Annotated in this window: 6 protein-coding genes; 4 read left to right on the top strand and 2 right to left on the bottom strand. The window is 60.0% G+C overall.

Annotated elements, in window-relative coordinates; genetic code table 11:
- Positions 1-469: 469 nt before the first annotated feature.
- On the top strand, positions 470-3,511 hold the full coding sequence (locus tag QMX97_RS28735) for a hypothetical protein (RefSeq protein WP_282398021.1): 3,042 nt from the start codon (positions 470-472) through the stop codon (positions 3,509-3,511).
- A gap of 95 nt (positions 3,512-3,606) precedes the next feature.
- Here QMX97_RS28735 and QMX97_RS28740 read toward each other — a convergent pair whose 3' ends face one another.
- Positions 3,607-5,520: a hypothetical protein gene (locus QMX97_RS28740; protein ID WP_282398022.1), complete on the bottom strand. Its 1,914-nt coding sequence runs from the start codon at positions 5,518-5,520 to the stop codon at positions 3,607-3,609.
- A 97-nt stretch (positions 5,521-5,617) separates the two neighbouring features.
- The gene (locus QMX97_RS28745; RefSeq protein WP_282398023.1) at positions 5,618-7,564 is read right to left on the bottom strand and encodes a hypothetical protein; all 1,947 of its coding nucleotides are present in this window, start codon (positions 7,562-7,564) and stop codon (positions 5,618-5,620) included.
- A gap of 443 nt (positions 7,565-8,007) precedes the next feature.
- Here QMX97_RS28745 and QMX97_RS28750 point away from each other — a divergent pair, with 443 nt between their 5' ends.
- From QMX97_RS28750 to QMX97_RS28760, 3 genes are read left to right on the top strand one after another with little or no spacing between them, the layout of a single operon-like run.
- Positions 8,008-9,249: an exonuclease SbcCD subunit D C-terminal domain-containing protein gene (locus QMX97_RS28750; RefSeq protein WP_065907877.1), complete on the top strand. Its 1,242-nt coding sequence runs from the start codon at positions 8,008-8,010 to the stop codon at positions 9,247-9,249.
- Positions 9,246-12,884 carry an AAA family ATPase gene (locus QMX97_RS28755; protein WP_282398024.1) on the top strand — a complete coding sequence of 1,213 codons (3,639 nt, stop codon included), beginning with the start codon at positions 9,246-9,248 and terminating at the stop codon, positions 12,882-12,884. The genes QMX97_RS28750 and QMX97_RS28755 overlap by 4 nt, the downstream gene beginning before the upstream one ends.
- On the top strand, positions 12,881-13,480 hold the full coding sequence (locus tag QMX97_RS28760; RefSeq protein WP_282398025.1) for a glutathione S-transferase: 600 nt from the start codon (positions 12,881-12,883) through the stop codon (positions 13,478-13,480). Before QMX97_RS28755 ends, QMX97_RS28760 begins: the two co-directional genes overlap by 4 nt.
- Positions 13,481-13,809 lie beyond the last annotated feature (329 nt).

Below are 13,809 nucleotides of genomic sequence, written 5' to 3' on the forward strand. Positions count from 1 at the left end.
GGGGGCAAACCCTGCCCCGTGTACAAAACGGGGGCCGGGGCGTGGCTCGCGAAAGCGGTCTATCAGTCACCCCTGCACTGACTGGACCACCGCCTTCGCGAGCAAGCCCGCTCCCACATGGGTTAGCGCAAGCGAGGCAGAACTTCATCGCCCGTGGAGGACTCGCAGCTCATGGCCACATAGGCTTAGACGCGGTTGGCGTCCAGATCCCTGAAGCATCGCTGGGCAACGGTGGCCACGGGTCAAAAATGTGGGAGCGGGCTTGCCCGCGAAGGCGGTCTATCAGTTCCCCCTGCACTGACTGACCCACCGCATTCGCGAGCAAGCCCGCTCCCACAGGAGACGACAGACCATCCGTCGCCACTGTCAATTCTGACAGGTAGACGCCCACCCCCGGCGGGTGTCTGATTTTCCTTGCCTCATGCGCGCCCGTTTCCGCGCGCATCCCCTCCAGCAAGGAGTCTGTTCCATGTCCAATCTACCCGTTGATCCCGCCGCCGATTCCCGCGGTGATGAAGCCCCACCGCTGCTGCTGTCACAGGACATGGTGGCCTACAACACCCACAATCCAACGGCCAACAGCCCTCGGCGGGTCGAAGACCTCGACCCGCCTTTTTCCGCCTACCCCCATATCCCCCTGCACGCCACCCTTTACCCGGAAAACGGCGTGTACGGCCTGGCCATCCGCCATATCACCCCATATGCCTACTTCGTGTTTGAAAAGTGGTTCGATTGGAACTTTTTCGACTTTTACGCCCTTTACCTGGAGGACCTGCTTAACCCAGTAGCGGCCGATAATGTCTTCGAGGACGAGCAAAGGTATGGCCTGTTCGTGCCCAGAGAGCACGTTCCGGAAGGCGAGATACAGATCTACGGCCGGGTATTGCGCCCCAGCTCCGGCCAGGAGAGCACCTCGCCGCTGCAAACCATCCTGATCAAGACCACTCGCCCCGGCGGCACTGATACTGACCCGGGCTGCCCGTGGCATACCGGCCTGGTGATGACCGTCGAGGGCTTGCCGGAAGGCTCGACGATCAATCCGCCTATTGCCGAACGCGGGGTGTGGTGCCTGATCGAACCGTATAAACATATCCGCCAGAACGACCGCATCGAACTGTCCTGGGACGGCATCTTCGTCATACACATCGTCAGCCCTGCAGAGGCGGCCGGCGGCGGACCGATCCGGGTGTTCGTCAGCAAAGACATCATCCTCCAGGGCGGCCTAATGGGGCCCCTGAACTTGCGCTTTCGGGTGCAGGATGTGGTGGAGAACATGTCCGGGGAAAAATACGCGTATTCCAAGCCTTACATCCTGATGAGCGAACTGGACCCCAGCCTGCTGGAAGCACCGAATTTCCTGGTCGATGACGAGGAGTCCTACCAGATCGACTTCGACACCCAAAGCGACTCGATCTTTGAAGTACTGGTCTTCACCGTCCGAGAAAACCCCGCGCCAAACCCACGGCACCAGATTTTCGTCAGCCTGTTCGCCACCCTGGCCGATGGCTCAACGCGGGACTTCGCGCTGCCGGCGGCGATAGACAACAACCGAGGCTCGACCACGGTGCCCGTTGACCGTGAAATTATCCAACAATTGGTCGGCGGCTCGTTCCGGGTGTCGTTCCTCTGGCAAACCGCCGGTGGCGAATCCCTGGGCCAGTCCGGCACCAACACCGTCACCGTGATCGGCACGCCGGTATTGATGCCGGGGGTGACGATCAACCCGATCGAACTGGGCTTGATTGACCCAGCCCATGACATTACCGTCACCATACCTTTCTACGAACCGCACGACCCCGACTGGCTGGAGACCCTGCACATCGAGCGCCGCATACCCGGCGGCGGCGGCACCCCCTATATCGACTCTCAACTGGCGGGCGCCCAGGGTGGCAGCCGCCGTGTGAAGAAGGAGGACCTGCAACGTTTCAACGGCCTGGGCCTGATTTATTTCTACTACGTGGTGACCAACGGTGTCACCTCGCGCAAATCGACTGAGGTAGGCGCCCAAGTGGGCGAGCGTGTCGCTGACATGCCACTGCCACAACTGGAAGGTACCGAAGGCAACAATATCAACCCGGACCACATCATCGGACCTGACGTAGTGCTGACCTTGCCCTACCTCGGGGCTCAAGACGGCAACGTGTACCACTGGAGCTGCGTCGGTTCGGCCCTGGGCGGCTCGGCCAATGGCACCATCTTGATCAACCCCGCAACGGCCGGCCGGCCCCTGCCATTCCCGGTCAGCCGCACCATCCTCGACTTCAACCTCAACGGCAGCCTGCGCATCAGCTACAGCCTGGAACGCGTCGGACCACCCCGGCAGGTGTTGCGCTCGGAGGTGCTGAACCTCACCGTTGGCCCGGGTGTGGAACTGGAGCCTCCGGAAGTCGCTGAAGCCCAGCGCTTCCCGGATCGTCTCGACCCCTTGGCAGCCTTGTCGGGCGCGAACGTGTTGTTGAAATTCCGGCCGATGCACGCCACCGATCGAATTTTTGTCGACTGGCTCAGCCCGGATGGCATTGGTAGCTACGCCACAGACGTACAGGGCGACCCCGTCACCAACGAGGTCAGCGCCCCGATCCCAAGTGAGTTTATCGCCAAAGGTATTCGCGAAGGCGGCAACCGCATCAGCGTGCAGTACCATTTTTTCCGCGGTGCCATTCCCTACGAGTCGGAAATATTGAATCTGGAACTGCTGCCGCTGACCGGATTGCCCACCCCGTTTATCCAGGGCGTCGGCGACGCCGTTGACCTGGTACTTTCGCAGTTGGTAGCCGGGGCTCGCACCCTGACATCGGTGTGGCCGTTCATTCATCCCGACAGCCGTATCTGGATGGAATACCACGGAACATTGAACAACGGCGACGCCTATCACGAGATGACCTATATCTCCCACCGCCTGGGCGAGGCTGACGCTATCGGCGGACTGCAACCGCCAACCCCCATCGAGGCTCTCCAGCGGCTCATGGACCGATCCTCGCTGACCATCCAGGTATGGGTCGGATTCTCTCAAAGCCTGAGTAAAGCCTTGGCCGTAGCCTTCCCGACGCGAATCTACAACGTCCGTGTCGATTATTTCCGCGACCTGACCGACTTCTACAACTTCAACTGGAACGGCTGGATGAACAGCGTCAACGGCAAGGGAGACCTGATGATTGAGGGCGCCGAAAATGTCGTCTGGCGCGCAACCAAAAGTAACTTTGAGGCCATTGAACCCGGCATACAGAAAACCTTTGAAAACTTGAAGGCAGCCACTCGATACGAAGTCAGTTTCTATTGCAAAACCACCGGTAGTGCCTCCCAGACGACAGCCAAGATCAGCTTAGGTGACACGACGGTTACGAGGATCGTGACCCCGGACCGCAATTGGGAGAAGTTCAGCCATATCTTTACAACGGCTGCGACCCCGCCCACACAAACACTGCAGGCAAAAATAGCGTTCTCTATTAATGCAACCAGCACCTTTTTCATGGACCAGATCCAAATACGGGAGGTAGCCCTCGTGCAGTGAGCCACCTCGCATAGGTGAAAATGCCCAACCTGCCCGCATAAACAACCCGCGACATGCGCGGGTTGTTTATGTGGGCGACTGGATAAAGAGCAGCGCTAGCGTGCAGCCCTCGGGTCGAAATACTGGTTCCTGACATTCCCGCCCCATAATACGTAAGTACCATCGACGCGACGTGCTGCAAAGGAAGGATCAGTATGCGGAGGCCTAGGAGGAGGTGGCGGTGGCAGGACCACGTAGGGGAAACGCTTGATAGAGTACAGCTCCGTTACCCCGCTGAGCAGGTATTCAGACAGCTCTGGAGGAATCTCACCGGCATCTTCCATCGCCAGTGTGGCTCCCCAGACGGATACCGCCCCGTCGGTACCTCCCTGCGTAGTGATAACGCCGTACGCACCATTGGTGCAGTAGACATCACGAATCAGGCTGGCCATCAGTATCTGGCGCACCGCCGGGTCCATTGTCCCGCCATGGGTGTTCAGCCCTGTCAGCACAATAGCGTTGGTGGTGCCGTCATCACGACGGCTCAGTAAAAAGAAGCTGACATCGTTGCCATACAGGCTGAGATTACCGTCGACAATGATCGCCGAGGACGAAACGTTCCTGCGCAGTCTCGGCGCTTCGGCGCTTTCGCCCCGCCGGCGAGGATAACCCGGTTCGGCGTTTGCACCCTCGATCACCTGTCTGTAGCTGTCTTTTTCTTGAGCCGTCAAGGGCGCGCCGCCATATTGAGGCGCTCCCCAAGCCTCCGCCTGGCCGCTACTGTTGGCCATCAGAAACGCCCAACGTGCGGACCTGCACAAAATGATGTTGCCACGTGCGGCGAGTGCAGCGGCGCTGGCATTCATATCGCCGCCTTCAGCAGCCCGGCCCCAACTGACCGCTCTACGCCTATCTCGCGTGATGGCACAGAACGATGCCGTCGCGGCAATAACCGATTGCACACCACCATCGTCGAGGATTCTGACCAATCTATCAGAGGGAATGGTTCCACCACCGTCGACGGCGCCCCACACCGCAATGTCGCCATCTCTTCCGATGGCGCAGAACGAAACCGCCGACGCGACTATTCGAGTCACAAACATCGCATCCAGTTGCGCGCGCACATCGGGCGGAATGTTGCCGCCATTATTGGGTTGCCCCCAGGCATACACCCTGCCGTTTCGAGTTCGAACCGCAAATGCATCGTCTGCGGCGTAGATGGCTTCGGGCGGGTCGAACCACAACTCTCGCTGGATCTGGTCAGGCACCGTCGAGGCCGGATTATTAACCGGGCCAATCGCAGCAATACTGTTTGCGCCTGGAGCAGGATTGTCATGGATCACGGCAAACGCACTTCGGGTGCTGTAAACCGACTTTACGCCCCGAAGAATAGGCGCCGTCGGGGGAACGGTGTTGCCCCAGCATAATAATTGATTGGTACTGCCGACACTCACCAAGGCGGCAAAACTGAACTCTGCCGAAAACAACTTTATCGCTTTATTATTCTTTAGAAAGTTCACGATCGCGGGCGGCACAGGCAACCCCCAGCCGGTCTGTCCTTCCAAATGAACATCGCCGCTGGTGGGCTCAAGCAACGCGAACACCCCACCGCTGGAAACAAACAGCCTGTCTGCGGGTTCCGGGACGTGAAATGAAAAATTACCGCGCTGTTTTAGATAACACCACTCGTTTTCCTCGTCCGATATACCCTGGAAGCCTGAAACAATTAGGTACTGAGGCGAAAAATATTCGCTGCCTGCTACGTTATTCGAGTCAACAGGCACCACCGAAAACTGCAGATACTTACCCTCATCGGAAGGCCTGATGTTGAAGTCCCGCTGCCCTTCCGCCTCCAGGCGTTGCCCATTAAGGTACCAATAAAAGCTTGACAGCCCTTCATGGCTGGCACCATTCGCGTCATACCGATAAAAACCACGCACCGTGGCGTGCACTAAGATATCGCCCAGAACCTGCACTTCACTGGCAGTGGGGACTGCATCAACAACCGCCTTTTTCTTCACGTTACTCATGACTGACTCTCCAACTCTGGGAATAAAAAGTGTTGGCAGCCCTCCGCAACGGCCTTCAAAAACGCAAGCCGCTGAGCGCCGTCCAAAACGTACGCCCTCATGAATCGACCGGGTTATACAACTCATCCGTCACACTTGTTCCGCCCCCCCACACCACGTACTGTCCATCTGTTCGCCTGGCGGCGAAGGCTGACGCTGATCGTGCGCCGGTAGGGGCATAAGGCGGCAAGAACTTCAACGCGTACAACCCACTCACATTTGCCCTCATGTACTCTTGCAGTTCACCCGGAACGTCACCTGCATCCTGATAAGCAGTGCCACCGCCAAATGCGTTGACCGCGCCACTGGCAGAGCCTTGTGTGCTAATCACGCCATAGGCGCCATTCGTGCAGTGCACATCCGTTATTAGACTGCCCATCAGCACTTGCCGGGTAGCGGGTGGAATAGCGCCACCTCCCGTGGGCTGGCCCCACGAAAACAGATCCTTGGTACTCCCATCGGATTCCTTGGCAACCATGAAGAAGCTGGAGTCATTGGAGTAAAGGCTGATGATGCCATTGGGGGTGACAATTTCGCCTAAGTTGGCACCTGGGGTAGCACTTGGATCACAGGTGGCGTTGTGGCGTGTCGGCGAGCGATGTTGTTGATACCAATCGTTGACGTGCATATCGTCGAAGAGCGCTTCAATACGGTACTTTTCTCCGCTTTTTTCAAAGACTTTCCCCGCATCGTTTTCTTGCCCATCGTCTTGACCGGCAAGCCCACCGTAACCCGCCTGGCCCCAAGAGGCGGACAGCCCGGAGTTATTGAACATGCAGAACGCCCAGGCAGACCCCCGGCATAACAGGATATTGCCGCCGGCAGCGAGTCTTTTGGCATCTTCATTCATGGTGCCTCCATAGGCTGCAGCGCCCCAACTGATCGCTCTTCTGCGGTATTTGGTAATGGCGCAGAATGCATTGCGGTTAGCCACCACCTGCTCAACACCGTCCTGGTCAAGGATGTACGTCAGGACCTCGGAAGAGATTTGCCCGCCGTTGGCTGCGTCACCCCACGCCACGACGTGTTTGATTTCAGGGTCATTGACGGTTTGCGGACCAATGGCGCAAAACGCACCGGCAGTGCTGACAATCCGCTCAACCTTCATCGCCATCAAATAGTTCTCAGCCGCCTGCGAGATACTGCCTCCGGCCGCAGCATTTCCCCAGGCATAGACGTTCCCCTTGAGAGTGACGACTGAAAATGCAGATTCCGTTGCATAGATTGCCTTGGGCAGATCGAAGAGCAGTTTGCGTTGAATATCCTCTGGTACCACCCCGCCATTCGCGGCGTTGCCAAAGGCACCGATGGTGTTTTTCCCTGGCGCCGGATTGTCGTAAATAAAGGCCACTGCGGTGCGATTGCTATACACGTACTTAATGTTATTCAAATCCAGTTGCGGGGGAATATTGGCCATATTAGTCCCCCACAACAACAGTCGCTTGGTACTGCCCAAGACCGGGACCAGTGCACCAAAATCCCGCTCGGTCGAGAACATACGCGTGGCTGGATTATTTTTCAGATAATCGCGTATTGCCTGTGGCGGTTCACCGGCATGATCAGCACGTCCTCTAACATGCACACTTTGCGTTTTGCCGTCGGTCAGCGAAAAAGCCAACGCACTGGCGACGAAAACTTTATCGTTAGGGTCGGGCACATAATAAGAACAATGACCGCGTTGTGACATAAAACTATTACGGTGCTCTTCGTCGGAGATATTTTGATAGCCGTTTACGACGGCAATCTCCATCGAAAAAGTTTCTATACCGGTTTCACCATCGGCGTTCATCGGCGTTACCGAAAACCTGATTTTTGCCCCACTGAGGGAGGCCTGGATTTGAAAGTCGAGGCTTCTGGCAGTGAGATAGTTAACGCCGTCTATATACCAGCGATAGATAGAGTTTTGCTCGGGAACATCATCAACGTAAAAATAACTACCGCGGACCACTGCACCCGCAACGGCCTCACCGATAATCGTCACATTAGTTGCTACAGGAATTGACATGAGATAAGCCTCAGTTATTAGAAAATCACACTAACCCTCAGACTCAGTCACCGCGCGAATAATCAGTTCCTCACCACGTTCACGCACCAGCCCTTCGCCATTGTCTTTGGGATAATGAAGTTGAATATTGTCCTGCTCTAAACACGCACAGACAGTAAGCGCTGCCGAAAATAGGCTGTCTACTGTCATATTTAACAGGTGAGGCGACCGTTCATCTGATGATTCAAGATTGAAACAAGCACATATACGCAATAACAACTGCCGTCCTGCGCCGACAAACGATACGAATAGCGTCTGTGGCCATGCGCTATCTCTCCCCCTGAGTCAGAGGTTTCCAGGGCGAACCCGCCTGACGTTCACCGTTGAGCATTCGGAGGGTGAAAGAATCGCGCCATTTACAGGTAAACTCCCCCCTCCTCTTCATCTTCCCCACGGAGTTCGCCTTGCGTCTGTTCCACACCTCCGACTGGCACCTTGGCCAAAACCTGCACGGCCAGGAACGCGACTTCGAACACGCCTGCTTCCTTGAATGGCTGCTGCGCCAGATCGGCACCCAGCACCCGGATGTGCTGCTGATCGCCGGCGATATCTTCGACACGGTCAACCCGCCGCTCAAGGCCCAGGAGCGCCTGTATGACTTCATCATCAGCGCCCACGAACAAAACCCGAAACTGACCATTGTGATGATCGCCGGCAACCACGACTCCGGCTCGCGCATCGAACTGCCCGCGCCGTTGATGCGGCGCCTGCGCACTCATGCGCTGGGCCGCGTGTTGTGGCTGGAGGATGGCGAGCTGGACGCCGAACGCCTGCTGATCCCGCTGCCCGGTGCCAACGGCAAGGTCGCCGCCTGGTGCCTGGCGCTGCCGTTTCTGCGCCCGGCGGAAGTCACCGGCGCCCACCTCGGCGACGATTACCTGCGGGGGATTGGCCAGGTGCATGAACGGTTGATCGCGGCGGCCAATGCCAAACGCAAAAAAGGCCAGCCGTTGATAGCCATCAGTCACGCGCACATGGCTGGCGGTTCGGTGTCGGAAGATTCCGAGCGCAGCCTGATCATCGGCAACGCCGAGGCGCTGCCGGCCAGCTTGTTTGATAACAGCGTGAACTATGTGGCCCTCGGCCATTTGCACAAGCCGCAACGGGTCAATGGCGAAGAGCGCATTCGTTATAGCGGATCGCCGATTCCGCTGTCTTTTTCCGAAATCGGCTACAAGCATCAGATTCTCGATGTGACCTTCCAGGGCCAGTGCCTGGTGAGTGTCGAGCCGCTCCTGATCCCGCGTTCGGTCAACCTGCAGCGCCTGGAGGCCGCGCCACTGGCGGACATCCTCAAACAGCTGGCGGACTTGCCCGACATCGACCTGCTCGCCGAAACGCAGCGCCATCCGTGGCTGGAAGTGCGCGTGCGCCTCGACGAACCGCAACCGGACCTGCGCCAGCAAATCGAAACCGCGCTGCAAGGCAAGGCTGTGCGCCTGGTGCGCATCGCCGCCGACTATGCAGGCAAGCGCGGCAGTGACGACACCGACGAAGAACGCCTGGTCGAACTCGACCAGCTCACGCCCCAGGAGCTGTTCAGCCGCGCCTGGCAGGACAGCTACGGCAGCGAGGTGGATGAACAGACCTTGAAGGATTTCGCCGTGCTGCTCCAGGAAGTGCAACACGCGGGGGAACAGCCATGAAGATTCTTGCCATCCGCTTGAAAAACCTCGCCTCGCTGGCCGGCCCGTTCGAGATCGACTTTACCGCCGAGCCGCTGGCGAGTGCCGGGTTGTTCGCGATCACCGGGCCGACCGGTGCGGGTAAAAGTACCCTCCTCGATGCGCTGTGCCTGGCGCTGTTTGGCGCGGTGCCACGCCTGGGTGATACCGGCCAGGCCAAGATGCCGGACGCCGACACGGATATTTCCATCGGTGACCCGCGCACCCTGGTCCGACGCGGTACCGGCGGCGGCTATGCCGAGGTGGATTTCGTCGGCGTCAATGGCCGTCGTTATCGCGCGCGCTGGGAAGCCAATCGCGCCCGCGACAAGGCCAGCGGCAAGTTGCAGAACAGCCGCCAAAGCCTGATCGACCTCGACAGCGACCAACTGCTGGCCAGCCAGAAAACCGAATACAAGACCCAGCTGGAATTGGCCCTGGGCCTGAATTTCGAGCAGTTCACCCGCGCCGTGTTGTTGGCGCAAAGCGAATTCAGTGCGTTCCTCAAGGCCAATGACAACGAGCGCAGCGAACTGCTGGAAAAGCTCACCGACACCGCGCTCTACACCCAGCTCGGTCGCCGCGCGTTCGACAAGGCCAAGGAAGCCAAGGACGCGCACAAACACCTGCAGGACCAGGCCACCGGTGTGGTGCCCCTGGCCGCCGAGGCCCGCGCCGAACTCGACGAGCAATTCAACGCTGCCCAACAGCAGTTCAAGGCGCAACAGGCGCAACTCAAGCAGTTGGAACTGCAGCACACCTGGCTCAAGGAGCTGCGTGAGTGGCAAGACCGCCAGCTCAGCGCGACCGAGCAATTGCAGCGCGCCCAGGCCGAGTGGGACAGCCTGGGCCCGCAACGCCAGGACCTGAGCCGCCTGGACCAACTGGCGCCGCAGCGCCATCACTTTGCGCGCCAGGCCGAACTCGACAATCTGCTCACGCCCTTGGCCGCGCAGATTCAGGCGCATCTGGCGCAACAGGCCGAGCTGCAGACCCGCCAGGAGCAGGCACTCCAGCAGCAGGCGGCCGCGCACGCCGCGCTGGCCGAGGCCCTCAAGCAGCAAGCTGACGCCGCCCCGCTGCTGCTGCAAGCCTTCGCCGAACACAACACCCTCGCCCACTTGACCAAGGACCTGGCCAAGCGCACCGAAGACAAACTCCAGCAAGAAACCGCCTGCACCGAAGGCCAGGCGTTGCTCAAGGGCTTGCAGGACAAGCACACCCACGTTGCCGAGCGCCTGCAGCGGCTGGCCGCCGAGCTTGAGCGCAGCGCCGCCCTCGCACCACTGAGCGATGCCTGGAGCGCCTATCGCGACCGCCTGCAACAGCTGATGCTGATTGGCAATCGCCTGAACAAAGGCCAGGCCGAACTGCCGCAACTGGAACAGCGGGCCACCCGCGCCGCAGAAAAATTCGCCGAGCAACGCGACGCCCTGGACCTGCTGTATCAGGAAGCGGGTGCCGAACCCCATGCCGTGGCCGAGCAGATCCAATTGCTGGCCAGCCTGCTACAGGACAATCGCAAGCAACAGCGCGCCTTTGAAGACCTCACGCGGTTGTGGGACAGCCAGCAACAGCTGGACCAGCAGGCGAGCGCGCTGACGCAAAAACTCGCGGACGCCCAGCAACAACGCGAACAACTGAACCAGGCCGGCCTGCAAGCCAAGGCCGAGCTGACCGTCGCCGAGCAAACCCTGACGGTGACCAAGCAATTGCTGGAACGCCAGCGCCTGGCCCGCAGTGCCAGCGTCGAGGAGTTGCGCGAGCAGTTGCAGGACGACCAGCCGTGCCCGGTGTGCGGCAGCCATGAGCACCCGTATCACCAGCCCGAAGCCTTGCTGCAAAGCCTTGGTCGGCATGACGACAGCGAAGAGGCGGCGGCGCAGACAGCCGTCGACACGCTCAAGGAAAAACTCACCGAGCTGCGCGGCGAAGTCGGCGGCCTGATTGCCCAGCAAAAGGAATTCCTGCAACAACAGGAGCAGGTGGTCAGCCAACAGCAAGGCCTCAAGCCGAGCCTGGATGCGCATCCGCTGGCGGCCGCGCTGTTCAATCAGGACACGGCCAAGCGCAGCGACTGGCTGACCCAGCAACTCAGCCAACTGACCCAGAACATCGCCCAGGACGAACAGCGCCAAGGCGCCCTGCTCAACCTGCAACAAAACGCCGGCCGCCTGCAGCAACAACTGCAGGCAGCCCAGGATGCCAGCCAGCAGGCCCGCCAGTTGCTGGTGGACCAACAGCGCGAGCTGTCCAGCGACCGCGAGCGCCTCGACGAAGAACTCAACGCCTTCGCCAGCCTGTTGCCCGCCGATACCCTGGAAGGCTTGCGCCGCGAACCGGCCGCGACGTTCATGCAGTTGGACCAGCAGGTCAGCCAACGCCTGGAGCAACTGGGCCATCAGCGCGATGAACTGGCTGAGCAGCAGGAGCGCCAGCAGGCCATCGAGAAAGAACAAACCCACCAGCAACATCGCCAGCAGCAACTCGACGCCCTGCTCCAGCAGGTCGCGGAATTGGCCGCACAACGGCAGGCCGCCGAGGAAAAACTCAGCGCCCTGCTCGGCGAGCACTCCAGCGCCGAACACTGGCAGCAGCAACTCGACCAGGCGGTGGCGCAGTCACGCCAGAGCGAAACCGACGCCAACCAGCAACTGCAGGACACGCGCGACGCCTTGATCCAATTGGCCGCCGACCTCAAGGCCCAGCAGGAACGCCAGCAGGCGCTGCAAGCCGAGCAACAGGGTCTCGCCACGCGCCTGCAGGACTGGCGCGCGCTGCACCCCGAACTGGACGAAGTGGGCCTGGCCCGTTTGCTGGCCCTCGACGAGGCGCACATCAACGCGCTGCGCCAACAGTTGCAGCACAGCGAAAAAGCCGTCGAACAGGCCAAGGTCCTGCTGCAGGAACGCGAGCAACGCCTCGCCGAGCACCAGGCCCTGCACAACGGCAACCTGGAGGCCGAACACCTCGACAGCACCCTGGCCGCGCTCAACCAGCAACTGGCCGAGGGCGAGAAGCACTGCGCCGAACTGCGCGCGCGCCAGTCCGAAGACCAGCGCCGACAGGACGCCAACCATGCCCTCGGCGAGCAGATCGTCAGGGCTTATGACGAATGGCAACGCTGGGCCCGCCTGAATGCACTGATCGGCTCGGCCAACGGCGACACTTTCCGCAAGATCGCCCAGACCTACAACCTCGACCTGCTGGTGCACCACGCCAACGTGCAATTGCGCCAACTGGTGCGTCGCTATCGCCTCAAGCGCGGCGGCAGCATGCTCGGCCTGTTGGTACTGGATACGGAAATGGGCGATGAACTGCGCTCGGTGCATTCACTGTCGGGAGGCGAGACCTTCCTGGTGTCGCTGGCCCTGGCGCTGGGCCTGGCATCGATGGCGTCGAGTACGTTGAAGATCGAGTCGCTGTTTATCGACGAGGGCTTCGGCAGCCTCGACCCCGAATCCCTGCAATTGGCGATGGACGCCCTTGATGGCCTGCAGGCCCAGGGCCGCAAAGTCGCGGTGATCTCCCACGTGCAGGAGATGCACGAACGCATCCCGGTGCAGATCCAGGTCAAGCGCCAGGGCAATGGCTTGAGCACCCTGGAGGTCAAGTGAGCGAGGCGCTGCTGTATTCGTTCCGGCGCTGCCCGTATGCCATGCGGGCGCGGTTGGCGTTGCGCTATTGCGGCGTGCCGGTGCAGATCGTCGAGGTGAGCCTCAAGGCCAAGCCGGCCGCGATGCTGGCGCTATCGCCCAAGGGCACGGTACCGGTGCTGTGCGTCGACGGTCGGGTGATCGAGGAAAGCCTGGAGATCATGCAATGGGCCTTGGCGCAGCATGACCCTGAGGATTGGTTGCTCGGGGGTGACCCGCGGGTGCTGGAACTGATTGCCGAGAATGACCAGGTGTTCAAACATCACTTGAATCGATACAAGTATGCCGAACGCTACCCGCAGCAGCCGATGGAACATTATCGGGCCGAAGGCGAGGTGTTTTTGCAGCAGTTGGAGGGGTTGCTGGCGGAAAATGACTACTTGCTGGCCGGGCATTTAAGCCTGGCCGACGTCGCACTGGCACCGTTTGTGCGCCAGTTTGCCCATGTGGACCGCGAGTGGTTTGCCGGTACTCCTTATCACAGGCTGCAAACCTGGTTGCAACGCTTTCTGGAGTCGCCGCTGTTTGCAGCGGTAATGGCAAAACCTTCAGGCTGAGCGCAGATCAAAATGCGGGAGCGGGCCTCTTGGGGTGAAAGGGCCTCTCATGGTGGGCAGGCCTCCCATGGTGAAAGGACCTCTTTGGGGTGAGCTGGCCTCTTATGGTGAAAGGACCTCTTGGGAGGTGAGCTCGCCTCTCATGGTGAAAGGACCTCTTAGGGGGTGAGCTCGCCTCTCATGGTGAAAGGACCTCTTGGGGTGAGCTCGCTTCTTGTGGTGAGCGGGCTTGCCCCGCGTTGGGCTGCGCAGCAGCCCCAGGACCCGGCGCCTAGGTGTGTCAGGTCAAACCCGGGCGCTTGCAATGGGGCCGCTTCGCAGCCCAACGC

The organism is Pseudomonas sp. PS01298, from assembly GCF_029959745.1.
Taxonomy (GTDB): Bacteria; Pseudomonadota; Gammaproteobacteria; order Pseudomonadales; family Pseudomonadaceae; genus Aquipseudomonas; species Aquipseudomonas aylmerensis.

Excerpts from the sequence above, each read along its gene's own strand:
- QMX97_RS28735 (WP_282398021.1), top strand. The coding sequence starts at position 470 with ATGTCCAATCTACCCGTTGATCCCGCCGCCGATTCCCGCGGTGATGAA.
- QMX97_RS28740 (WP_282398022.1), bottom strand. The coding sequence starts at position 5,520 with ATGAGTAACGTGAAGAAAAAGGCGGTTGTTGATGCAGTCCCCACTGCC.
- QMX97_RS28745 (WP_282398023.1), bottom strand. The coding sequence starts at position 7,564 with ATGTCAATTCCTGTAGCAACTAATGTGACGATTATCGGTGAGGCCGTT.
- QMX97_RS28755 (WP_282398024.1), top strand. The coding sequence starts at position 9,246 with ATGAAGATTCTTGCCATCCGCTTGAAAAACCTCGCCTCGCTGGCCGGC.